The sequence below is a fragment of the Erysipelatoclostridium sp. DFI.2.3 genome, assembly GCF_019132535.1.
GTDB lineage: Bacteria > Bacillota_I > Bacilli_A > Erysipelotrichales > Erysipelotrichaceae > Clostridium_AQ > Clostridium_AQ innocuum.
The window spans coordinates 48148-71238 of the sequence record NZ_JAHOOJ010000010.1; the positions used below are offsets into that span (position 1 = coordinate 48148).

The window sequence follows — 23091 nt, forward strand, 5'->3', positions numbered from 1 at the left end:
AGGTTTATCTTGTTTTAGTATAACAGGGAACTATGCGGATTTCAATACTACCGCTCATTTCCCTCGCTTTTTTCCTTCTCAAGCGCTTTTGATATATCCATGAATTGAGCCATCAGGTCATCACTCAGTCCGGATTTTTTCATTTCATCCACATAGACTGCATCCAGATCATCCAGCTCCTTGAAACCACTTGTTTCTCCTTCATCATTGGTATTCAGCTTTGTACGCAATGCCATGATCTTCACCTCACTCAGAACTGTGGTTATAGTTTACACCTTTCCGTCACATTTGAAAAGAGGAGATGCTATATTTTTCTGCTGTTTTTCATTTTATACATCTGCACATCCGCCTCATGGAATACATCCTGCAGCGATGCACACTGTACAGGATCATACAGCGCATACCCAACCGATAGGGAAATCGGTATGTCACAGTCCTTAGGCACGGTTTCCTCATAGGTCAGAATACGTTCACTCAAAGACTTCATCTTCTTATCATCCGCATCGGGTACCAAAACAACAAACTCATCGCCGCCGAAGCGATATACCGGACAGGTACTGGCACATTTTCCAATCACCGTTGCCGCCTTCCTTATATATTCATCCCCGATCTGATGCCCCTGTTCATCATTGATTTTCTTTAATCCGTTCAAATCCGCAATCAGTATCCCCAGCACCTCATCCTGTTTGTTCTGGATATCGAGTTCAAATGCATTTCGATTTTTCAGACCTGTCAAAAAATCTGTATTCGCCATATCCTTATACATGGGATTGCTGATACGCTTAAACAAACGAACAGCGATGAATACGGCGAGCAGACAGGCAATTGCCGCAATGATCGGTGTACCGATGCGAATTATCTGAAAAGCACGGTACTGATGGGTGGCATCAAATTCAATTCCCAGCACACCCACGACCTCATTGCCCTTATGAATCGGGAAATAAGAGATAAAGATAGGACCCCATTCCGTATTTTTTATCTGATTCGGCAAAATAATTTTATCATGTAAAGCAGCCGTTAGCTCCGGGATGATTTCCTCTTCGATTTTATCTCCGGGATTACGAAAATCAGAGCTGTCATACGGCAGACCATCCACCAGATATACATACTCCCCCTGTATATTTTTTTCTGCAGTATATAGATAACGTACATTCGTGCTGGCTTTTACTTCTTCCAGTTTCTCCTTCATACGTATATAGGCAGGATTATCTCTCGTCAATGCCTCTGTATTTTGAAAAGTGGTCTTATCCACATAATCATCCACATACTGATAGATGCTGTGAGAGCGCTCCTTGAGACTGTTGATCATATCCTCATGTGTGATAAAGTAGTTAAAAAAATACACACAGATCAAAGGTGTTGTCACAAGAACAGCTGTCACAATGGATACCTGTACATCTACTCTGCTGATTCGCCGTTTTCTATCCATAGTTCTCTCCCCAAATTTGTTATATCAATTATAGCATGCACATGGAAAGGAAAACAACGACGAAACAGAAAACATTACAATTATTCTGCCGATATCATTAGCTTCCATCTCAGAGGCGATATTTGTAATTGTTTTCGTCATTTTTCACGCCATATCCGGAAGTGCGTTCAGCTTTAACTTCCTTCGCATGAATGCATAAAAAAGACCACCGTAGTGATCTTTTGTTTATTCTTTTCGTCTTGGAATTAAGCTAATTCAGAGAAGAATTTGATTGTTCTAACCATCTGGCTAGTGTAAGAGTTTTCGTTGTCATACCAAGATACAACCTGTACCTGAGTATTTCCGTCTTCCATTTCCATAGCCATTGTCTGAGTTGCATCAAACAGTGATCCGTAACGCATACCGATAACATCGCTTGAAACGATTTCGTCAGTAGTGTATCCGAAAGATTCATTTGAAGCAGCCTTCATAGCAGCGTTGATTTCGTCAACAGTTACTTTCCCCTTAACAACAGCAACTAAGATTGTAGTTGATCCTGTAGGAGTAGGTACACGCTGAGCGGAACCGATCAGTTTACCTTTCAGTTCAGGAATAACCAGACCGATAGCCTTAGCAGCACCAGTAGAGTTAGGAACGATGTTTACTGCAGCAGCACGGGAACGACGCAGGTCACCTTTTCTCTGAGGTCCGTCCAGTGTCATCTGATCACCTGTGTAAGCGTGGATTGTTGACATGATACCGCTCTGGATAGGAGCTAAATCATTCAGTGCTTTCGCCATAGGAGCTAAGCAGTTTGTAGTACAAGAAGCAGCAGAGATTACTGTGTCTTCCGGTTTCAATACATCGTGGTTTGTGTTGAATACAACGGTAGGCAGATCGTTTCCTGCAGGTGCAGAGATAACAACCTTACGAGCACCAGCTTCGATGTGTGCAGAAGCTTTGTCTTTTGAAGTGTAGAATCCTGTACATTCCAGAACAACGTCTACACCTAATTTTCCCCAAGGCAGGTTTTTAGCATCAGCCTCAGCATAAATTGTGATTTCCTTTCCATCAACTGTGATAGAGTTTTCACCAGCAACTACTGTATCAGCTTTAGCGTATGTACCCTGTGTAGAGTCGTATTTTAATAAGTGAGCCAGCATTTTTGGAGAAGTCAGGTCGTTGATTGCAACTACTTCGTAACCTTCAGCCCCAAACATCTGTCTGAATGCAAGACGCCCAATACGTCCAAATCCATTAATAGCAACTTTTACTGTCATCTTCAAAGTCCTCCTTTTAACACTCTTATTATACGTATTTCATAGGTAAATGTCAATTGAGAATCTTTTCACTTGCAGTTTTTTTCAGCCTTCCTTCCGTTTTGGACAGTATCCGGCAAAAATTGCGATTTTCACCCTTAAAAAGGGCTTTTTTCAGTATAACAAAGCGTCATAATTTGTAAACGATTACATCAATTCACTGCTGACATACGGTATTAAAACGCCTCTTTCGAGCATACTGTGTATAGAGACGGGAGTGATAGTATGGTCTTTGTACCGACAATTATAGAAAGAAACGCAAGCAGTGAACGGGTGTATGATCTGTACTCCTGCCTGCTGAAGGAAAGAATCATCATACTGACGGGAGAGATTGACGATGCCATGTCCAGCTCCATTTGCGCACAGCTGCTGTATCTGTCCAGCATTAGCAGCGAGCCGATTCAAATGTATATCAATTCTCCCGGCGGCAGTGTCAGTGCGGGACTGGCTATTTATGATATAATGAAATATATCCGCTGTGATGTCAGTACGATCTGTATGGGAATTTGCGCAAGTATGGCTGCTGTGCTGCTGAGTGCGGGAACACAAGGAAAGCGAAGCGCATTATCAAACAGTGAAATCATGATTCATCAGCCTATGGGCGGTATGCAGGGACAGGCCAAGGATATGGAGATCGCTGCACTGCATATTCAGAAGCTGAAGGAGCGGCTGTACAGCATTCTCAGTGAGAATACCCGGCAAAGCAATGAAACACTACGCCGGGATTGTGATAGAGATTACTATATGGATGCGAAGGAAGCACTCTCCTATGGCTTGATTGATGCCATCATCTAATGCAGAAAATTCTGCCCTTTCCTTATATGTTATGGTAAAATAATCGTATAAAGGAAGTGATACTATGGAACGTAAAGCAAAGAAGGTATGTGAATCTGAAGCAGAGCAGGTTCAGCTTGTCATGGCCAACCATCTGAATGGCAGCGGTCGTCTGTTTGGCGGACAGCTTGCCGAATGGATTGATGTTCTTGCGGGTGTGGTTGCCAGAAGGCACTGCAACAGCAATATTACAACCGCATCCATTGACAGCCTGAATTTCAAGGAAGCAGTACATCTGAATGAGCTGATGGTGCTTCATGGCAAGGTGACCTATGTGGGAAATACCTCAATGGAAATCCGCGTGGACAGCTATGTGGAAAACAGGGACGGTGTCCGCCGCCTTGTCAATACAGCATATCTGACAGAAGTCGCTTTGGATGATGAAGACCGCCCGACCACTGTACCGGGGCTGATTTGTGATAGCGAAGAGGAAAAACAGGAGTATCAGGCAGGCATTCGCCGAAGAGAAATCCGCCTGCAGCTGCAAAATATCGCAAAGGGCAAGGATTAGTATCATAAAAATACTGCACTTACAGACCCTTCACATGATGATAGGGAAAGTATAAGACTTATCCAAGCATGTATACCAGCATGCTGGAGATAAGTCTTTTTATTGCCTCATATAAATTCACAGCTGTATTGTCCTTCAAACATATAGAAAACACTGAGTCTTATAACGCCGACTCAGTGTTTTTTTCATACATAGGATTTTCACGCAAAACCAACTGCTTTCTTTTGGTAGCTAACACGTAGCTATCATCATTTCAGGGTAGATATGGCCCGCCGCAGCTGTGCAACATCCTTATGCGTATAGATTTTTTCTGTCGTGGTATAGGAGCTGTGTCCGATCAGCTTTTTGATGCAGGTACTGTTTGCGCCGTAATTACTCAATCTGGTCGCAAACGTATGACGGCAGTCATGTGGCAGATGCTCCATTTCCAGCATATCCATTATTTTATCAAAATACTGATTGCGGTACATATGATAATTAAATTTTTTACGTGTATCCGCATCACTGATCAAATATTCATGACCCTGCAGATAGTAGTCCATCACGTATTTTTGAATTTTTTCATGCACCGGAACGAGCCTGTTTTTACCAGCTTCTATTTTACTTCCCCCGCGTATGGTCATATTCTGCACATCTACATCTTCTCTGCGAATGTTAAAAAGCTCTCCTACGCGAAAGCCGGTGTAGATCATAATAAGAATCGTATCTACAAACGGAATATTTTCATGATCAAACAGCTTTTCAATTTCCCATTCAGTAAATGGCTTGTGAATTTCGGGGTGATCCTCTTTCCTATTGATAATCACGTATTTTGCGTAGTTTTTCTGAATAATATCGTTTTGCACAGCATATTCACATACCAGCATCATCAAAGAGCGCAGCTTGAGATCACTGGACAGCGACAATGTACTTTCATCCATGATTCGCTGGAAATGCATTGCCCTGAGATCACTCATGCGGACATTCCATATACTGGAACAGCGTGCATAGGCTGCCTTATAACCATTTATCGCCGTTTGTGATATATTCCGATATTTGGTGGATGACCATTCCATATAAACATTTTCAAACGTTATCGTACCCAGCTTTTCAATTTCCGCATACAAAGCAGGATTTTTATTATAATTCCATAACGAAAACTCCGCCATTTCCTCTGTCTCATAATATCCGATGATTTTACGCTTCTGATGCCGCATGCCATCCTTTCGTTTATAGGATACGGTCACAAATGCAACCCATGGCTTTCTTCTATTTCCCTGCAGCTTGTATACACTGCCCATCCCGTTTGCCTTTTTTATACCTACTGATTTCCCTTTCATCCTTACACCTTCCAACTGCCTGTCCTCATATAAACCATACAATGTCAAGGATGGAATTGCAATCATGAAATGATTGGTTGCGAACACGTAGCTAACATACGGCATTCTGCAATTAATCGCATACCTCCTTTTTATATAGCGCTTATTCTTACCAATATGCCGTATTCCGTGAATTATTCAAATAACAATTTGCTTACAATTATCTTTAATAATCTGAAAGGAGAAACAACATGGATGTAAATATTATTCAGGCTTTACTGGTATTCGTTGTTGCCTTCATTATGGGTATTGACCAGTTTAGTTTCTTGGAATCATTGTATCAGCCAATCGTATTGTGTCCGATTATCGGCGCTATTCTTGGAAACTTCCAGCTTGGTGTCGTAGTTGGTGGTGCTTATCAGCTGATTCAGATTGGTAGTATGCCAATCGGTGGAGCGCAGCCGCCTAACGCAATTCTGGGTGGTATCATGGCGACTGTATTCGCAGTTTCTATGAACATGGAGGCAACTGCAGAAGGTGTCGGAGCTGCTATGGGTCTTGCAATTCCATTCGCAGTATTTGGACAGTACGCAGTTACATTAACATTCACTATTATGTCCGGTATGATGGCAAAAGCTGATGCTTGTGCTGAAAACGCTGATGTAAAGGGAATCCGTAACATCAACTTCATCGAAATGGGTATCTTGGGCTGCCTGTTCGGTGCACTGGCTGTAGCCGGTTTATACGGTGGTTCTAAATTAGGTATCACATTAAAGGATCTGTCCTTCCAGTTCTCTTGGGTAATGGCTGGATTAGACGCTGCTGGTGGTGCTATGAAATTTGTCGGATTCGCTATCCTGATGAAGGTTATGATGTCCGGCGAAATGTGGGGATTCCTGCTTGCAGGCTTCGCTATGTCTGTTATCTGCAGCAATATTTCCGCAATCTCCGGAGCAACTCTGCTTCTGTGTGCTTTCGTTGGTATCGCAATCGCACTGTACGATTACCAGGTAAACATGAAAATCAAAAATAATGCAGGTTCAAATGTAGGAGGTGTTTCTGATGGCATATAATATTCCTGAAAGATATAGTGACTTAACTCCGGCACCTCAGCTGGATAAAAAGACATTAAACAAAATGGTATGGATGTCATGCTTCCTGCAGGCTTCTTTCAACTATGAAAGAATGCAGGCCTGTGGATGGCTGTGGGGTATTCTCCCGGGTCTTCAGAAAATTCATACAAACAAGGATGACCTGAAGGCTTCCATGGCTCACAACCTGGACTTCCTGAATACGCACCCGTTCCTGGTAACCTTTGTTATGGGTATTGTATTATCTCTGGAACAGAACAAAACGGAAACACAGACCATTCGTTCCGTACGTATTTCCGCTGCCGGTCCTCTGGGTGGTATCGGTGATGCGCTGTTCTGGTTGACATTGGTTCCGATTACTGCAGGTCTGACTGCAAATATCGCAATGGAAGGTAACATTCTGGGTGCTGTATTGTTCCTGATTATCTTCAATGCTGTACAGTTTGTTGTTCGTTGGTGGCTGATGCACTGGTCCTACAACCTTGGTACAAAGGCTGTAACCATGCTGACAAGCAACGCTAAGGAATTCACTCGTGCTGCATCTATTCTGGGTATCTTCGTTGTTGGTGGTCTGATTGCCAACTACGGTGCTACTTCTCTGCGTATTACTGTTGGTTCTCCTACAATCAACATTCAGAGTCTGATTGATGGAATTCTGCCAAAGCTGATTCCATTACTGATTACGCTTGGTATCTATACACTGATCAAAAAAGGCTGGACACCTGTTAAATGTATCCTTCTGATTCTGGTTACAGGTATCGTTGGATGTGCATTCGGTATCTGGGCTGGTGATTCCAAAGCTATGGATAACGATGGAAACACAATCGCAGGTGGATACAACCCGCTGGTTGAATGGTACACTTACGATGGCGGTGAAAAAGAACCTTCTGCTAAAGAGCAGAAACACGCAACTCAGGAAATCATTAAGCAGCTGCAGGATCTGGGTATCAAGATTGATGCTACTGCAGACGCTATTAGTGACTTAGGCTACGGCGGTTCTGGTTACGAACAGAAATAATAGTATTTCGCTATTATAGATAAATAGTAAAAAGCTCTCTCTACTTTAACGTACAGTTCATACGTGGAAAAGGTTTCTTCGGAAACCTTTTTTCTAAATATAGCGCTGAATTACAGTGTCTGTACTCCGTTTCAATTATGATATATATTCTTGTACCGTTTTCAATGAAGGAATGAGGTATTTTATGAACCCTATTTTATTAGTCATTATTATGATCGGCGGTATCCTTATCCTGGCCTATCAGATAACAAAGAACAGACTGCTGAATAGCTTGAACAGGGCTTTGACAGCAAATGATAAGGAGGCAATCAACAGGATTACCGATAAGTCTTTGAATCAGCGAATTTTATCTCCTTATGTATGTGATTTATATATGCTGCGTGTTCTTTTCAAAACCGGGCAGATTGAAGAACTAAAGGAACATCTGAACCTCGTACTGGATAAGCCATATACACTTGAGAAAAGAAAAGATATTCTGGACATTTACTATTATCAGTTCTTATTTAAAGACGATGCAGAGTACGCTGAAATACTGCTGGACCGGATTAGAGAAACCAATGATGCAGCCTATATTGAATACAATACAAATGCTTACAAGGTGATGATTCTAAAGCATACAGACTTACTGGAGGATATGATTCAGGGTATTGATGATAAAAAATATCATGGATTTGCCTTGGGAATAACTTTATATCTGGCAGCCTTGCAGTATTATTATTTAAACGATATGGAAAATGCGCGTATTTTCTTTTACAATAGTCTGAGCTGTTTCCATGCGAAGTCGATCTATGCTGCGCATGCACAGGCCTGGGTGGATAAGCTGAGTAAGGATATGAATGCAGCTGATCTGGATTATTGAAATATGCAATGATTTGTTGATTACTATCGTAAATAAAAAAAGAGGAAATCTGAGGTTTCGTGTTAACCTTTACCGATTTCTTCTTTTTATTTACAAAGCGTACTTCCTTATTTTACTATTCTAAGGTGTCTCTATAAAGAATACAGTAAAAACCGTGAATAGACTCATGCTGTTGAAAAGTAAAAGCATCAGTAATCTAGATCCTCGGCACCAAGTTCTTCCGTCAACCGGTCAACATACGCCTTTGCTTTTGCATAGTAAAAGGATTTTTTGTTAAAGCAGCTCAAACTGTTATAGAAATATGTTCTTGCATTATCCTTATCCTGAAGAAGCAGGTATTGCATTCCTACCATAAAGACAGCAATTCCCAGCCCTAGCCCCGAATACTTCTTATTTTCTATTCCTTCTATCATGGTGTCCAGCAGATCTGTATTATGTTCAATCATAACAGAATATGCTTCTTCATTGTATGTTATATACTGTGGATCATTTGTTTCCCTGATTTTCTCCAATAGCCTGAACGCCCATTCCTTATCTTCATGGAATAAAAAATGATAAAAATAAATATCCAATACTTCCTTACGCTTTTCCAGAGTATACGGCTTCTCCAGCGTTTCCATAAGATATTTTTTAAAACCGATATTATCACCTTTATTTAAGAGTGCACGCAAAATATAAAGATCACAGACAAAGCTTCCCATAAAGCGTTTATAGAATGACTTTTCTGAAAGCTGCAGGACCAGATCATAATTCTGATTTTGCATTGCCTTACTGACTTTGGATAATACATGGTTTTTTATCATTTGATATGCCAGAAAGCATACGATAAAACCAACTGCTATAACGATTGCCATACCGTCCATTAAATCACCTCGTTCATTTGATTTAGAAAAAGACCATAGACCGAAGTGCTATGATCTTTTTCTTTCGATACACATTCATGTATCTTAAGTAGGATGAGAGAGTTTTAGATAATCGTAAACCTTATTCAGGCATTGTTACGTTGACACCAGCTTTATTCAACTGATCAACAACGCCCTGGATTGCATCGTATGCCTGCTGACCTGTTTTCTCTGCAGCTGCAGGTTCAGGATAGTCATACCAAGAAACAAGTGGATCATATCCACCATTGATAGAAGCACCGTTTTCATCAATTGCCTTAGAGTCACCGGCAAAGATTCCAAATGCGCATCCGACAATACCAGCTACCAGAATCAGAAGGATACATTTGATCGGTGTCCAACCCTTTTTGATTAAGAAGAACAGACCGATTGTGATAACCAGCGGTAACAGCTTCGGCAAGATACCGTTCAACAGATTCTGAACATTGATAGCAGGATCTGCAATAGCGATACGAAGTGAAGTGGAACCATAGTTGGCAATCAATGCACCTACTGTAAAGATACCAAGAATACTAGCAGCACGAGTGAATTCCTTAGCGTTGCTTGTCAGCATGGTTACAGCCTTTGTACCAAGGTTGTAGGACCAGTGCATCAGAAAATAACGAACCGCAAACTGTACAGCGTTGAAGATTACCAGAAACAGAATAGCACCAATGATGCTCTTATCATTCAATGCCATGTTAGCCGTGATACCCGCTGTAATTGGAACTAATGTCAACCAGAACAGCGCATCACCGATACCACCCAGAGGACCGGCAGCGGAAATACGTACGGAACGAATTGTAGCTGTTTCAGCCTTGTTCTGTTCCAGAGATAATACGATACCCATAACGAAGGTTACCAGGAATGGATGCGTATTCAGGAAGTCCAGGTTATGTGCCATGGAAGCCTTTAAATCCTCTTTGTTTGTATGAATCTTTTTCAGACCTGGGAGGATTCCCCACAGCCATCCGCAGGCCTGCATTCTTTCATAGTTGAAAGAAGCCTGCAGGAAGCATGACATCCATACCATTTTATTCAGTGTTTTCTTATCCAGCTTAGCTGCCGGAGTTAAATCGCTATATCTTTCAGGAATATTATATGCCATCAGAAACACCTCCTACATTTGAACCTGCACTGTTTTTGATTTTTGTGTTGATCTGGTAGTCATATAATGCAATAGCCAGACCTACGAATGCACACAGCAGCAGTGTTGCGCTGCTAACAGATTCGATACCCATACAGATGTTAGCCATAACGAAACCTGCGAACAGGAATCCCCACATTTCGCCGGACATCATAACCTTCATCAGGATAGCGAATCCGACAAACTTCATAGCACCACCGGCAGCGTCTAATCCAGCCATTACCCAAGAGAACTGGAAGGACAGGTCTTTCAGTGTTACACCAAGTTTTGATCCACCATAAACACCAGCTACAGCCAGGATACCGAACAGGATACCCAGGATAGCCATTTCTGTAAAGTTAATCATTGCAATTGCTTTTCCGTCTGCCTCTTCAGCAGCTTTATCAGCTTTTGCCATTAAACCTGACATAATAGTAAATGTTAATGTTACTGCATACTGCCCGAATACTGCGAATGGAATAGCCAAACCTACAGCCAGACCTACACCTTCTGCAGTCGGTTCAAGATTCATGGAAACTGCGAACACAGCTGTCATGATTGTACCCATAATTGCGTTAGGCGGCTGCGCTCCACCGATTGGCATACTACCAATCTGTACTAGCTGATAAGCACCACCGACAACGATACCTAATTCAAAGTTACCTAAGATAGCACCAATAATTGGTCCCAGTACAATAGGCTGATACAGGGATTCTAAGAAACTGAACTGGTCAATACCCATAATGAACGCCACTATGAATACCAGTAAAGCTTGAATGATATTTACATCCATGTTGTTTCTCCTTTCAAATCAATGATTTAAGATAAGATTTTTTTAATTTTTCGATAAATTATTATTTGAATAATTTATCAAGATTTTCTACAGGTGTATCTGGAACACGTTTAATTTCCAGCTCTACGCCCAAGTCCTGTAGTTTCTTGAAAGTCGCAACATCGTCATCATCTACAGCAACGCTGGTGGCAACCTGACGCTTGCCGTCTGCCATATGCATGTTTCCGATATTGACTTTCTTAATAGGTACTCCACCTTCTACTAATCTTAGTACATCCTGTGGAGTTTCACAGATAATTGCAATGTGCTGTGCTGGACTTGCTTTTCCGATAATGTCAATTGTCTTCTGAATTGAGAAGAAACGTGTCTGCGCATAAGCCGGTGCAGCCATGTTCATCAATCCCTGACGGAATTCATCTGTAGACACTGCATCATTGGCTACTAACAGAAGGTTAGCTCCTACAACTCCACACCACTGTGTTGCAACCTGTCCGTGAATCAAACGGTTATCAATTCTTGTTAATACGATATCTGGCATTTTGCTCTCTCCCTTCTACCATTAGACATGAACTAATTTACCGAACCTTGATGAGGTGGATTCGATAAGTAAACCCTTTCAGTTCACTTAGATTCTATGTCAAAAAACAGCATAATTCTTTACACTTTTTATCAGTGATTTTGCACTTTTTAGTAATTTTCCGGAGATTTTGCAGGTAAATAATGCAAACTATCAGAAATATACATACCAGCATCAAAATTTTACATATTCCCATGATTTTTGTTAATTGTGTGATAAATAAATTAAATTTGTCTTTTTTTATTACCATTTCCATTTTATGAAAACACTTACATAAAAATATAGAGTTTTCAGTGATTTCATTGCTGCTTGATTTTCTTCCTTTTTCCTTTTATATCAAATCTGAATTTGATATACTAATAGTAATGAGAGGGTGATTGCTTTGTTTAATAAAACAACAAGTTTTATTTTCAATAAATACGGTGAAATCGTCAATGAACTCACAAAGCACCAGACACCGAAGCTCAGTCGCACAATTGTAAAGCTGAAGGACAAGAGCTTTGATAATTTCATGTTCTATACCAGTGACATCTATGTTCGCGTACAGAGCGGAATCGTTATGCTGGTCGTCACAAAGGATGATACTGCCAGAAGCTATGAGCGTTTTGTAGTACATCGCCATATCAAAATACGAAAGGGCGTTAAATTTAATTTTCTATGCATATCCTCCAGTGCTAAGCTGGAAGTGGAGATGGATTTCAAGGCAAAGAAGAGACAGATGTCTACCTATGACCATAATCCAATCGTCTATGAGCCAATCGTACCAACCTTTGAGATAAAAGAAATTCTAGCCTATTATTATCAGGTCCGCAATGCCAGCTATACCTTTCCAGGTGAGAAGCACAATTACTGGGAGCTGACCTTCATCGACAATGGCGAGCTGGAAACGACTGTGGATGGAGAAACGTATCAGCTGGATGAATTGGATCTTATTTTATATGCGCCCGGGCAGTACCATACCCAGAAAACCGGTCACGCAAAATCATGTTCCTATCTCACCATCATGTTTGATATGGAAATACCCGATTCCTATCTTGTCACGAATCGTGTCTACAATGCCCACCGTGATATCCACAACGCTTTAAACAATTTTATTAAGGTCTCCGGCAATGATATGCTTTATGACAGTGAATTGATGCTATGTTACATGAAGGAGCTGCTTATCAAAATTCTGCAATATGACTTCCTTACCAGTTCCCCTGTCGCATCAACACCGATGCAGCAGCGGTTTGAAAATGAGCTGTTAAATGAAATCGTAATTTTTATCAATGACAGCATCTATGAGCAGATCACCATCGAGGAAATCTGTCTGAAATTCTCAATATCACGCTCCAGCCTGCAGACTCTCTTTAAAAATAACCTTGGGGTTGCGCCGAAGCAGTATATCAGTGACCTGAAGCTTAACAAAAGCAAGCTGCTCATTAAAGAGAGTGTCTACACAATCAGCGAAATCGCCAGTATGATGGGATTTACCTCCATTCACTATTTTTCAAGGAAATTCAAGCAGCAGTTCGGTATCACTCCGACAGACTATGCAAAGACGATTTACAATTAGCAGCATCTGTAAAGCATATGGTTATCACAACACACAGATATGTTCACAGATTCCTATTAGAAATATGGAATGAGTTGGTTTATGAAGGAAGAAAAACTCATATTCAAACAATGATTCATAAAAGACAGCTGAAAACCAGACGATTTCTTGTATTGTCTGGTTTTTATGTCCTCATGTATATGAATTTGGATGAAAAAGCGGGTTATTCTTCTGAGAGAACAGGAAAATGTATTTTATATACGGAAAAGATTATGTCAGCGGTAGCAGAAGAATAGAAGCAATCATGTGATTCTGCAACAGCTCTGTGGTAATCACAAAGGGATATTCTTTCATATAGGAAAGACTTCTGAAATCTTAGCGTCGAATTCATAGAAAAAGCACACAATTCCAGCATGGTTTTGTGTGCTTTTCATTATTTTGTTTTCGAAGAGTTTCTTTTCTCCAGCACCTGGTTGACCGCAAGTCTGGAAATTGTAATTTCAATTCCTTTTGCCACTTCAACATCGAGGTACTCTTCCTTTGCACGGATAATCTTTCCCCTGATACCGCCTGCGAACAGGATATCCTTCCCCGGCTTCATACGGTTGAGCTGATCCTTCAGTTCTTCTCTTTTCTTTTTCATCATACGTGCGCTGACGATATAATAGATGAGCAGAAAGCAGATGAGCAGAAAACCAAGGGTGATGCAGCACCAGAGTATGGTATGCCAATCAATCATGCATCAGCTTCCTCTTAGATTCCGTCTGTTGGCTCTTCCTGCTGAACAGGCTTAAATTCATAACGAACAACCTGATCTTTTCCAGTGTTCATTGCCATTTCAGTCAGCATACCCAGTTCTTCTACAAACTGGCGTCCCATATTGACTTCAATCAGCATCGGCAGGTTTGTACCGGCAACAACTTCAACATTGCCTCTCGGGTATCCTACCATAACTGCAGTTTTGAATGGAGACCCTCCACCAAGGTCAGACAGAACCAGAACGCCTTCGCAGTCCTTCAGCTCGTCCAGTGCTTTTGTTAATTCGCGTTCCAGGTCATCTACAGAATAGCTTTCCAGGAAGTCTACTGCTACATAATTCTTTGGTTCTCCGGCAATCAGCTTCAATGAGCTGGTCAATCCGGATGCAAAATTACCGTGTCCGGTTACGATTAGTCCGATCATCTTTATATCCTCCGTTCCTATCTCTTTGTGTAAGGGTGCAGAATTACGCCCTTTACAACACGGTTAACCTCTCCTGTAGGACATGGGTTATCCGGAGTTATATCATATGATAAAGATTTGAATAATGCAAGTACCTGTGCAGCAACGATGTAATCAAATCCAAGGAATGCGTTTTCATGCTCATTGTCCAGATCGAATGAGAATGCATAGTCAACCAGACCTGCAACCTCTTCATCTCTCTTATTCATGATTGCCATCAGCTTGTTTCCTTTACGCTGCGGGCTCATTTCCTTAATCAGATCCACTTCATACTGACGGGTATATGGATCGTCACTCAGATAAACGATGGTCAGGGTGTCATCATTGATGATGGATTTCGGTCCATGACGGAATCCCATTGGAGAATCATACATTGTCGCAACGCGTCCGGCAGTCAGCTCCAGAATCTTCAGCTGAGATTCCTGTGCGATTCCCTTCAGGCAGTTTGCGCCAAGATAAACGATACGGTTGAAGTCATATGCGCCTACAGCATCCTTGAAGAATTCCCAGTTGTTGGCAAGCATTCTTTCTGCAGCCTTGATAACGTCCTCCAGCTCTGCTTTCACTTCATCCAGATTATCCAGACTGAAGCACAGCAGGGTGGCCAGCATCATATTAGAGAAGCTGGAAGTCATAGCGAAGCTTTGATCGTGTGTTTCAGGAGTCAGATTGATTGCATATGCATTCTCTCTTTTTTCCGCTGCCTTTGAAAGAGCACCCTCATGATTGCAGGTAATAAACAGATGATACAGATTCTTACCGCATACTTCATCCGCTACATCTACTGCACCTACAGATTCCGGTGAGTTTCCGCTGCGTCCGTAAGAGATCAGCAGGGTTGGTTTTGTCTGTGACAGATAGTTTTCCGGAGCTGCCACGATATCTGTAGTGGCATATGATTTTGTTTTATAGTTTGTTCTCTTGCTCACATATGTGAAGATGGCGTTTCCAACGAATTCACTGGTACCTGCGCCTGTCAGAATGATATCATAGTCATCGTGTTTCGTTACGTTTTCGATAAATGCCTTGATTTCTTCCTTGTGTTCCTCTACCTGCTTGATTGTTTTTTTCCAGGTGTTCGGCTGCTGGTTAATTTCTGTTGCCGTGTAAATTCCTTTTAAACTTTCCCATTCTTTTGTGTCTTTTCCAAAGATCATGTTCCTTCACTCCTTTTCCGGATTTGAAATCCTTTTCATTACGATTTCATTATAGCTCAGCGTTTATAAAAAAACAACGAGGTGCGCAAAATGTTGTTAATTTGTACAAAATTATTGCTAATTTATATTCTTGTTTTGCTAGACGAAAAAAGCGTTTCCATATATAATGTAAACTAGAGGTGATAACATGGCTAATAAAGCTGTAAATAAGAAGAAAAAAGGCATGAGCGGTGAAGATCTTGCCGGCATGCATATCTATAAGGATGATCACAACCGCTATGTGTATTATAATGTTTTCGATCATGTTGGTTACATTCTGAACGATATTCCAAAATACAAAACCTACAGCTCCCGTTTCATTGTAGGTCTGATTGGCGGTATTCTGGCATACTCCTTTGATTTGGGTGCTCTGCTTTCCATTATCATCGGTGTTGCGGCTTACGCACTGATGGAGGTAAAATTCCGTTTGTTCCTGAAAAAGCAGACGCAGATACCGAATTTCAAGCCGAAGGAACGCCCGCCGAGACTGCTGACTGCCGCAAGTGAAGAAACAAAGAAAATTTATATGAAAATAGCCGCTTATCTGTTGTTTGGTATTCTGATCATTCTGCTTCCGTTCTCGGAGGGTGGCTATGATGATCTGATGAAAGCCATGTGTATTGCATTGGGCATTCTTGCAATCGGTGTTTCACTGTTTCAGGTTCGCGCTCTGTTTTATAAAAAAGCCAATCCTTCTTTGACAGATAAGAAATAAGTAATGAACGGATATCCGCTATATGGATATCTTTTTTTATCCCTTTCTGTCTTCCTTTATCAAAGGATGTATGGATTTTCATATGAGCCAGCACTTCCTCCTATGAGTGCCTGTGTCTGTTTTCAGAATGCACCTTAGGATTTCCATTACCTTCGCAGATGATCTCCAACCGGATGACTATGCTTCCCTTTGCTGGAAAGGCCTGTGTTTCAGGTAAACAAAAAAAGATATGCCGGATGCATATCCTTAATAATATTCATGAATCCAGAGCGGCCGCAGTGCAGAAGCAAAGGCCTCGGCAGCGGATTTCACCTCCAGATTGTAAAGCTTGTTGAAAAGCTCCGGATTATTGATTCTGGCCATGATGAATGGCTGTTTTTTTGGAATCAGCAGCGGAAATATTTTTTCCAGTTTCTCACTCTGGGATACCTCTACAAGTATCTCCTGTTCCCTGCCGATTGCCGCCTTCAACAGACGCATCAATACGACAGATTCCAGATAGATTGCTTCTTCCACATGAATCTCCTGTTTTTTCTTATGGAAAATCAGATAGCCGCAAACCTCCCCCTGCCGGTTCCGATATACCACCATCTGCTTCTGTGTAACCACAATTTCGTTTTGCAGAAGTACATAATATTCCCGATCACGCACATAGCAGCCGTCAAAGTGCTTTGTAAAATTCTGATAGGCCTGTAACAGCTCCTGCGGCTCAGCCGCATAGGATATGTTTGTCAGCGAAACCTTGTGCAGACATTCTCTGGGAACCGTATACAGCTTTCTCTCATACACGGTCTCAAATCCGAACTGCTCATACAGCTTTGGATAAAAGCCGCGAATCAGTGTTACCAGATGATTGTGTCCCGCCTCATCAAGCGCCGATTCCATCAGTCTGCGCATATGTCCTCTTCTGCGATAATCAGGCAGCGTGGACACACCGAGTATGTAGCTGATTTTCAGCTGCTTGTCGCGTAAACGAAGGATATGCTCATTGAGCTGCAGACTGGAAATAATGCGCTGATCCTGTTCCAGAGCAATACAGCGTCCCTTGTCGAATATATTTTTAAAATAAAAATTCAGATAATTTCGGTTTTGATTTGGATACGACTGCTTCCATAATTCATATATTTCTGCCTTGTCCTGCTTCCCTGCATCTCTCAGCATACGTTACTCATCATCCCGTTCTGTGAATTCCACATCAATGACATCATCGGAATCCAGATTGGAATTGTTGCCGGTTGTATACTCTTCCTGCTGCTGGTTCCATTCATTTTCATATTCCTCCATATGCCTGCGTACCTTTCGCTTGGCATACCAGATAAGTATGGAAAATGCAATCACAATAATTGCAACGATCGGCAATATCACCGGCAGCAGTGTTATCACAATATAAATGACCAGGCAGATAAAGAGTAGATAAATGATAACATCCATGTACGATTTCCTCGCTTTCTTCTCTCATTATAATATAAAACCGCACATCTGTGAATGTAAAAGCGTAAAAACTTAACCTGCCCCGGCATCTGTCTGTTCTTTTTCCACAGTCCGCTGCTTCTTTTTGCGTTTGTGCAGCATATACAGCAGCATGAGCAGCCAGAGCAGTAAAGCAGCACCGAAATACAGCGGACCGACAAGTGCAGGACGGCTTTTGGTTTTCACTTCGGCAGGCTTAGCCATCGTCTGTGTGGCATCATAGGCACTTTCCAGACGTTTTTCATACGTATATTCCGGATTGCGGATCATCGGATAGGCGTGCCCCTGCTTCATCAGCTCCTCCTGTACCAGCTTATCATCAGCGAACAGATACACGGGAACCGGCTCTTCGATCTTGCTGGAAGGATCAATTTCAAAACGGATGGATGTTGCATCCTCCAGCAGCTCACAGGTCTTTTGCCAGCCCTCTTCCTTTGTTATTTTCGTATTGAACAGCGAAACTCTGAATTCACTGTCCTGACTTTTCAAAACAATCTGATCCTGGCTGCAGCTGACCAGCTTTGCAGAATAGCTTGTCGCATGCAAGAAAGGAAAAAGTGCAAACATAATAAACAGTCTTAATTTCATAAGATCACCCTTTATAGTCTGCACTTTCTATTCGATTTTATTCCTTGCGATACTGATCTGCCAGTTCCCGCAGCTTTGCAAGGCGATGCTTCATACCGGATTTGGATATCGTTTCATTGAATTCCTCTGCACAGTATTCACACAGCTCGTTCAGGCTGGCTTCCGGCAGCTGTTTTCTGGCATATGCGACATGCTGAAGCTTTTCCGGAAGGCTGTCCAGGGTGCGATAGGTCTCGATCCACTGAATATCCTCCAGCTGTTTTTTGCCGGCGGTTATGCTTTTCATTTCATTTGCCAGCTCACAGTTGTCCAACCGTGTTAAGGAATTCATGAAATCCCGCTGAATGCGGCTGTCCTCAAAGGTGAATACCGCATCACTTGCTCCCACACAGCGCAGAAAGTCACTGATTTTATCACTGGCCTTCAGGTAGACAACCTCCTGATTCCGACGCCGGATCTGCTTGGCAGGAAGATCAAAGCGCTGCATCAGCTTCCATATGAATTTGGCCAAATCCACATTCTGGGTACTGATTTCCAGATGGTAGTTGGATTTGCTTGGAGAATTCACAGACCCTCCGGCCAGAAACGCACCCGCCAGATATGCTCTGGCACAGCATTCCTTGCGTACCATCTTGCTGGAGGGATGGTTCTGCAGTCCGCGCTCTGTCATAATTTCCAGATCACGAAGTATTTCCATCGCCTTGTTTTTCACGCGGATTACATAGATGTTGTTTTTCTTCAGTTTCATCTTCTTTATGACAGACAGCTGTGTATCCACCTGATACAGCTCCTTTAAAAAGCGAAACACGCGCTTGGCGGTATTGGCATTTTCCGTTTTTACCGTCAGATGCATACCCTCCGATGTAAAATTCATCGTAGAGCACATCTGCAAGACAGCAGTCAGCTCCGCCTTCATGCAGCAGGGATGCAGCTCATTTGCCGCAATCTGCGATTTTACTTCCGTTGTAAACGACATTTCTATTCATCCTTACTGTTTATAATCTCTCCGAGAACATCCCGGATTTTATTTGAATCATGGCGGATCAGATCATCATCGAAATTCAATACATCCCGATATAGAATTTGATAGGAATGCTCCTCCTGTGCAACCCGTACAGGTTCACTTCCCATATCCTTGTATTTTTCAAGAATATGACGCTGGGCACGGTTGTTGTGTGTGATTACGATATCCACCGCCTCCGAAAAGGAGTGCTTCTGTATGGCCGCAACATGGTCCTCCAGCGTGAAATCATCCGTTTCCCCCGGCTGGGTCATGGCATTGCAGAAGTAAATCTTTTTTACCGGATTGCTGCGCAGCTGCTCCACAACACCGTCAACAATCAGATTCGGCATAATACTGGTATACAGACTTCCGATACCGTATACGATGACATCCGCTTCATGAATTGCCTGCAGGGCTTCTCTGGTTGGTTCCACGCGCTGCTGATAAAACACCTTTTCTATCCGGTTGTTGAAGTTTGGAATATTGCTTTCCCCACGTACAATCGTTCCATCCTCCATCACGGCATACAGGGTGATGACCTGCAGCGAGCTTGGAATGATCTGTCCCTTTACGTTGAGAAACTTTGAGAATGTACGGATAGCTTCCATAAAGCTTCCGGTTGTTTTTGTCATGGCGGTCAGGATCAGGTTTCCCAGGTTGTGTCCGCCGACATCATCACAATCCCCGTCAAATCGATAGTTCATAAGAGACGTAAAGATACTCTCCTCCTCCGCCATGGCGCACATGACATTGCGTACATCCCCCATGGCAGGGATATGAAACTGACGTCGGATCCGCCCGGTGCTTCCCCCGTCATCCGCTACGGTGACAATGGCCGTCAGATCGATATTCTCAATCTGCTTCATACCACGCAGCATAACAGATAAACCAGTCCCTCCGCCGATTACGACTACATTTTTCATTCGGTCAGCCTACTTTCTTATCTCTGTGTGATTTATAGCAATGATAATGGTCCCTATAGTGGGAATACAGCCAGTTGGTGACAGACACGCTTCGGTGGTGCCCTCCGGTACAGCCGATTCCCACGGTTAAATGATTTTTCTTTTCATTTTTATACTGGATAAACACATAGTCCAGAAAGCTTTTCAGATGACGGATAAATTCCTTCGTCTGATCAAAGCTCATGACATAATCATAGACCGGAGCATCATCGCCAGTCTGTTCACGCAGCTCCTCTATATAATATGGATTCGGAAGAAATCTGACATCAAAAACAAGGTCTACATCCATCGGTACGCCATGCTTAAAGCCAAAGGATACGAAGGAAATCGAGAAGACCGGCTTGCTGTTGAGTGAGAGCTTCTCCATCAGCACACTTTTCAAGCCGTGCTGATCCATCATGGTCGTGTCGATGTGAAGGACCGCACGTTCATTCAGCGCGTTGAACATATCACGTTCCACCTCGATAGCCTCCTCCAGCGTATTCGCCTTGGAAAACATCATCATCGGGTGATGGCGTCTTGTGAATTTATAGCGCAGCAGCAGCTTTTCATTGGATGCGTCCAGAAAAACCACGCGTACATTTACATCTATATTCTCAAAATACTGCAGGAACTTCGGATAATCGATCGCAGTCGTTGCCAGAGCGATATTGCTGTAGCGCGGATCCGGCTTGGCGTTGATAATTTTTCCCAGAGATTCCAGCAGCTGCACGGGGAAATTATCAATGCAGTGATATCCCATATCCTCCAGAATACCCATGGCCGTCGTTTTACCGGCTCCGGACATTCCTGTTATCAATACTACGTTCTGTTCGTTCATTGCTACCACCTCATATCATAAGTTTACCACAGCATACAGGTGTGCGCCAGTTTTTAAGCAAAAATATAAGAATGTGGACATTCCTCCTTGTACTTATGAGAAAAGCAGATACGTAAATGTATTGGCTTTGTTCACATAGTGCTTTGTCTGTCTGCCCGCCTGTTTTCTGTCATGGATAGGCCGTTTGTTCAATTGGCTGTGAACTACCGCCAGCTATATAGCAAGCGGCTTTTAATGAATGCCTGCACATTCATCAAAACGTTTTGTTCGTGTTCAGATACACGTAACTGGTACGAGGCGTTTTCTTTTTATGCGAATAGGAGCGTTATGGGCATAGCCTTCCTGCATGTGCATTTCTACCATATCTCAGAAAGCGTTTACCGCAGTTTTCGATGTAAGCGTTTTAACATTACCGCATCAATATGGTAAAACGTTTTATCAAAACTGTTGACACCGCTTTCACTCCGTGATATTATATCCCCGTAAACGTGATAAAACGTTTTATCAAGGAGATGAAAGACATGAGGTTCCTTTGTAAGGATAATGCGCTTACCGCATCCATCTACATTGATTTGCGTAGAAAAGTGAATTTCAAAGAATACAGAAAAGAGGATGTGGAAACGGCGATTGCCAATTCCCTGTACTCCGTTGTGGTATTTGATGATAAGCGTCCCATCGGCATTGCCCGTATTGTCGGAGATGGCCGTATCGCCTTCTTTATCAAGGATGTGGTGGTGGATCCTGCTTATCAGAAGAACCGGATCGGAAATCTTCTGATGCAGAAGCTGCAGGAATATCTTGCAGGCGCTGCCTGTGAGGGTGCCTACATCGGTCTCATGTCCACACCGAACTGTGTTCCCTTCTATAAAAAGCATGGCTTTCTGGAGCGTCCATGTGACGGAATGGGGCCGGGTATGGTGAAATTTTATGATCCCTGTGAGGTGAGAAAATGAAAAAAGTGATTGTATTAGGTAGTTTAAACATGGATCTGACCATACAGTGTGTCGATCTTCCAAAGAACGGGGAGACCATCAACGGATCTGATTTCTTTGTCAATCCGGGCGGTAAGGGTGGCAACCAGGCGGTAGCTGCAGCCAAGCTGGGGGCCGAAACGCATATGATTGCCAATATCGGCAATGATGTGTTCGGAGAACAGCTGCTGGAGGCACTGCAGGGCTATGGTGTTCATACGAAAGGCGTTTTCCGTGATGCGCATGAAACCAGCGGAGTTGCAATGATTATCCGAAGTCATGGAGATAACCGCATCATTCTGGGGAATGGAGCAAACCATACGCTGCCGGAAGCGGCCTTCGTGGAAATGCTGCAGAAGCTGGCACGAAAGGATGATATCTTCCTGACACAGCTGGAAAATGATTATGCACTGGTAAGAAACGCATTGCGTCATGCAAAGCAGGCGGGCATGTACACGATGTTAAATCCCGCACCTGCCCGTGTTCTGGACAGTGATGTGTATGAGCATCTGGATCTGATTGTTGTGAATCAGAGTGAATGCGAGCTGTTGACCGGGATTTATCCAAGTGATGAGGAGTCCTGTATGGAAGCCTTGCTCAGCTTTGAAGCCAGAGGTGTGGATGCGCTTATCACACTTGGAACACACGGCAGTATGTGCAATGCCTTTGGCAGGTATCTGTTTGTACCTGCACAAAAGGTGGAAACCGTTGACACTACAGGAGCCGGAGATTCCTTTATCGGAGCTCTCTGCAGCTGCCTGTCAAGGGATGTGGATATGAAGGAAGCCATGGAATTTGCGACCAGAGTTGCGGCACTCACCGTAACACGCAGAGGCGCACAGGCATCCATCCCGTATAAAAAGGAAGTAGAGCACTACTTCAAGGAGGAAAACTGA

General features: G+C 42.7%; 27 protein-coding genes and 1 other annotated feature (1 of these 28 only partly in view). Of the genes, 10 read left to right on the forward strand and 17 right to left on the reverse strand.

Features of this window, described 5'->3' with window-relative positions; genetic code table 11:
- Positions 1-9: a binding site (T-box leader), on the reverse strand; it reaches 196 nt to the left of the window's first position.
- 38 nt (positions 10-47) lie between these two features.
- From KSZ58_RS11620 to gap, 3 genes are all read right to left on the reverse strand, one after another.
- A complete protein-coding gene (locus tag KSZ58_RS11620) occupies positions 48-236 on the reverse strand; it encodes a hypothetical protein (protein WP_008816595.1) in 189 nt (62 codons plus the stop codon).
- 68 nt (positions 237-304) lie between these two features.
- Positions 305-1429 carry a GGDEF domain-containing protein gene (locus tag KSZ58_RS11625; protein WP_008816594.1) on the reverse strand — a complete coding sequence of 375 codons (1125 nt, stop codon included), beginning with the start codon at positions 1427-1429 and terminating at the stop codon, positions 305-307.
- 245 nt (positions 1430-1674) lie between these two features.
- Positions 1675-2688 carry a type I glyceraldehyde-3-phosphate dehydrogenase gene (gene gap, locus KSZ58_RS11630; protein ID WP_008816593.1) on the reverse strand — a complete coding sequence of 338 codons (1014 nt, stop codon included), beginning with the start codon at positions 2686-2688 and terminating at the stop codon, positions 1675-1677.
- Between the two features lie 264 nt (positions 2689-2952).
- Between gap and KSZ58_RS11635 the strand changes: the two genes are divergently transcribed.
- Positions 2953-3522 carry an ATP-dependent Clp protease proteolytic subunit gene (locus tag KSZ58_RS11635; RefSeq protein WP_002605985.1) on the forward strand — a complete coding sequence of 190 codons (570 nt, stop codon included), beginning with the start codon at positions 2953-2955 and terminating at the stop codon, positions 3520-3522.
- 64 nt (positions 3523-3586) lie between these two features.
- On the forward strand, positions 3587-4072 hold the full coding sequence (locus KSZ58_RS11640) for an acyl-CoA thioesterase (RefSeq protein WP_002605986.1): 486 nt from the start codon (positions 3587-3589) through the stop codon (positions 4070-4072).
- Between the two features lie 248 nt (positions 4073-4320).
- On the opposite strand, the gene KSZ58_RS11645 is transcribed toward KSZ58_RS11640, so the two are convergent.
- The gene (locus KSZ58_RS11645; protein WP_009588828.1) at positions 4321-5391 is read right to left on the reverse strand and encodes a site-specific integrase; all 1071 of its coding nucleotides are present in this window, start codon (positions 5389-5391) and stop codon (positions 4321-4323) included.
- Positions 5392-5621: 230 nt separating this feature from the next.
- Here KSZ58_RS11645 and KSZ58_RS11650 point away from each other — a divergent pair, with 230 nt between their 5' ends.
- The 3 genes from KSZ58_RS11650 to KSZ58_RS11660 all read left to right on the forward strand — a co-directional run bounded on the left by KSZ58_RS11650 (position 5622) and on the right by KSZ58_RS11660 (position 8338).
- Complete coding sequence (locus tag KSZ58_RS11650) at positions 5622-6443, forward strand: PTS sugar transporter subunit IIC (RefSeq protein WP_002605993.1); 822 nt, start codon at positions 5622-5624, stop codon at positions 6441-6443.
- Positions 6433-7479, forward strand: coding sequence for a PTS system mannose/fructose/sorbose family transporter subunit IID (locus tag KSZ58_RS11655; protein ID WP_009270628.1), 1047 nt, complete (start codon positions 6433-6435; stop codon positions 7477-7479). Before KSZ58_RS11650 ends, KSZ58_RS11655 begins: the two co-directional genes overlap by 11 nt.
- 184 nt (positions 7480-7663) lie before the next feature.
- On the forward strand, positions 7664-8338 hold the full coding sequence (locus KSZ58_RS11660; RefSeq protein ID WP_008816589.1) for a hypothetical protein: 675 nt from the start codon (positions 7664-7666) through the stop codon (positions 8336-8338).
- A gap of 188 nt (positions 8339-8526) precedes the next feature.
- Here KSZ58_RS11660 and KSZ58_RS11665 read toward each other — a convergent pair whose 3' ends face one another.
- The 4 genes from KSZ58_RS11665 to agaV all read right to left on the reverse strand — a co-directional run bounded on the left by KSZ58_RS11665 (position 8527) and on the right by agaV (position 11676).
- On the reverse strand, positions 8527-9201 hold the full coding sequence (locus tag KSZ58_RS11665; protein WP_009270629.1) for a hypothetical protein: 675 nt from the start codon (positions 9199-9201) through the stop codon (positions 8527-8529).
- Positions 9202-9322: 121 nt separating this feature from the next.
- Positions 9323-10327 (reverse strand): PTS system mannose/fructose/sorbose family transporter subunit IID, encoded by a 1005-nt coding sequence (locus KSZ58_RS11670; RefSeq protein ID WP_008816587.1) that lies wholly within the window; start codon positions 10325-10327, stop codon positions 9323-9325.
- Entirely contained in the window at positions 10317-11138 is an 822-nt protein-coding gene (locus tag KSZ58_RS11675) for a PTS sugar transporter subunit IIC (RefSeq protein ID WP_002605988.1), read from the reverse strand. The genes KSZ58_RS11670 and KSZ58_RS11675 overlap by 11 nt, the downstream gene beginning before the upstream one ends.
- Before the next feature lie 61 nt (positions 11139-11199).
- Complete coding sequence (agaV, locus tag KSZ58_RS11680) at positions 11200-11676, reverse strand: PTS N-acetylgalactosamine transporter subunit IIB (protein ID WP_002605994.1); 477 nt, start codon at positions 11674-11676, stop codon at positions 11200-11202.
- Between the two features lie 421 nt (positions 11677-12097).
- On the opposite strand from agaV, the gene KSZ58_RS11685 reads away from it, so the two are divergent.
- The gene (locus KSZ58_RS11685) at positions 12098-13270 is read left to right on the forward strand and encodes a helix-turn-helix domain-containing protein (RefSeq protein ID WP_002605995.1); all 1173 of its coding nucleotides are present in this window, start codon (positions 12098-12100) and stop codon (positions 13268-13270) included.
- A gap of 17 nt (positions 13271-13287) precedes the next feature.
- A complete protein-coding gene (locus tag KSZ58_RS11690) occupies positions 13288-13545 on the forward strand; it encodes a hypothetical protein (protein ID WP_128577711.1) in 258 nt (85 codons plus the stop codon).
- Positions 13546-13682: 137 nt separating this feature from the next.
- Here KSZ58_RS11690 and yajC read toward each other — a convergent pair whose 3' ends face one another.
- From yajC to KSZ58_RS11705, 3 genes are read right to left on the reverse strand one after another with little or no spacing between them, the layout of a single operon-like run.
- On the reverse strand, positions 13683-13988 hold the full coding sequence (gene yajC / locus KSZ58_RS11695) for a preprotein translocase subunit YajC (protein WP_008816586.1): 306 nt from the start codon (positions 13986-13988) through the stop codon (positions 13683-13685).
- A gap of 14 nt (positions 13989-14002) precedes the next feature.
- A complete protein-coding gene (agaF, locus tag KSZ58_RS11700) occupies positions 14003-14431 on the reverse strand; it encodes a PTS galactosamine/N-acetylgalactosamine transporter subunit IIA (protein WP_002605998.1) in 429 nt (142 codons plus the stop codon).
- Between the two features lie 17 nt (positions 14432-14448).
- The gene (locus KSZ58_RS11705) at positions 14449-15627 is read right to left on the reverse strand and encodes an SIS domain-containing protein (protein ID WP_002605999.1); all 1179 of its coding nucleotides are present in this window, start codon (positions 15625-15627) and stop codon (positions 14449-14451) included.
- A gap of 187 nt (positions 15628-15814) precedes the next feature.
- On the opposite strand from KSZ58_RS11705, the gene KSZ58_RS11710 reads away from it, so the two are divergent.
- On the forward strand, positions 15815-16381 hold the full coding sequence (locus tag KSZ58_RS11710; RefSeq protein WP_009270630.1) for a hypothetical protein: 567 nt from the start codon (positions 15815-15817) through the stop codon (positions 16379-16381).
- 246 nt (positions 16382-16627) lie between these two features.
- On the opposite strand, the gene KSZ58_RS11715 is transcribed toward KSZ58_RS11710, so the two are convergent.
- The 6 genes from KSZ58_RS11715 to rapZ all read right to left on the reverse strand — a co-directional run bounded on the left by KSZ58_RS11715 (position 16628) and on the right by rapZ (position 21224).
- Complete coding sequence (locus KSZ58_RS11715) at positions 16628-17542, reverse strand: GNAT family N-acetyltransferase (protein ID WP_008816584.1); 915 nt, start codon at positions 17540-17542, stop codon at positions 16628-16630.
- Between the two features lie 3 nt (positions 17543-17545).
- Positions 17546-17812: a hypothetical protein gene (locus tag KSZ58_RS11720; RefSeq protein WP_002606002.1), complete on the reverse strand. Its 267-nt coding sequence runs from the start codon at positions 17810-17812 to the stop codon at positions 17546-17548.
- A gap of 72 nt (positions 17813-17884) precedes the next feature.
- On the reverse strand, positions 17885-18439 hold the full coding sequence (locus KSZ58_RS11725) for a hypothetical protein (protein ID WP_009270631.1): 555 nt from the start codon (positions 18437-18439) through the stop codon (positions 17885-17887).
- A gap of 37 nt (positions 18440-18476) precedes the next feature.
- Positions 18477-19415: a DNA-binding protein WhiA gene (whiA, locus tag KSZ58_RS11730; RefSeq protein ID WP_002606004.1), complete on the reverse strand. Its 939-nt coding sequence runs from the start codon at positions 19413-19415 to the stop codon at positions 18477-18479.
- A 2-nt stretch (positions 19416-19417) separates the two neighbouring features.
- Positions 19418-20365 carry a gluconeogenesis factor YvcK family protein gene (gene yvcK, locus KSZ58_RS11735; RefSeq protein WP_009270632.1) on the reverse strand — a complete coding sequence of 316 codons (948 nt, stop codon included), beginning with the start codon at positions 20363-20365 and terminating at the stop codon, positions 19418-19420.
- A gap of 4 nt (positions 20366-20369) precedes the next feature.
- Positions 20370-21224 (reverse strand): RNase adapter RapZ, encoded by an 855-nt coding sequence (gene rapZ / locus KSZ58_RS11740; RefSeq protein WP_009270633.1) that lies wholly within the window; start codon positions 21222-21224, stop codon positions 20370-20372.
- A 521-nt stretch (positions 21225-21745) separates the two neighbouring features.
- On the opposite strand from rapZ, the gene KSZ58_RS11745 reads away from it, so the two are divergent.
- Both KSZ58_RS11745 and rbsK read left to right on the forward strand, forming a co-directional pair.
- The gene (locus KSZ58_RS11745; RefSeq protein WP_002606007.1) at positions 21746-22177 is read left to right on the forward strand and encodes a GNAT family N-acetyltransferase; all 432 of its coding nucleotides are present in this window, start codon (positions 21746-21748) and stop codon (positions 22175-22177) included.
- On the forward strand, positions 22174-23091 hold the full coding sequence (gene rbsK, locus KSZ58_RS11750; RefSeq protein ID WP_008816579.1) for a ribokinase: 918 nt from the start codon (positions 22174-22176) through the stop codon (positions 23089-23091). Before KSZ58_RS11745 ends, rbsK begins: the two co-directional genes overlap by 4 nt.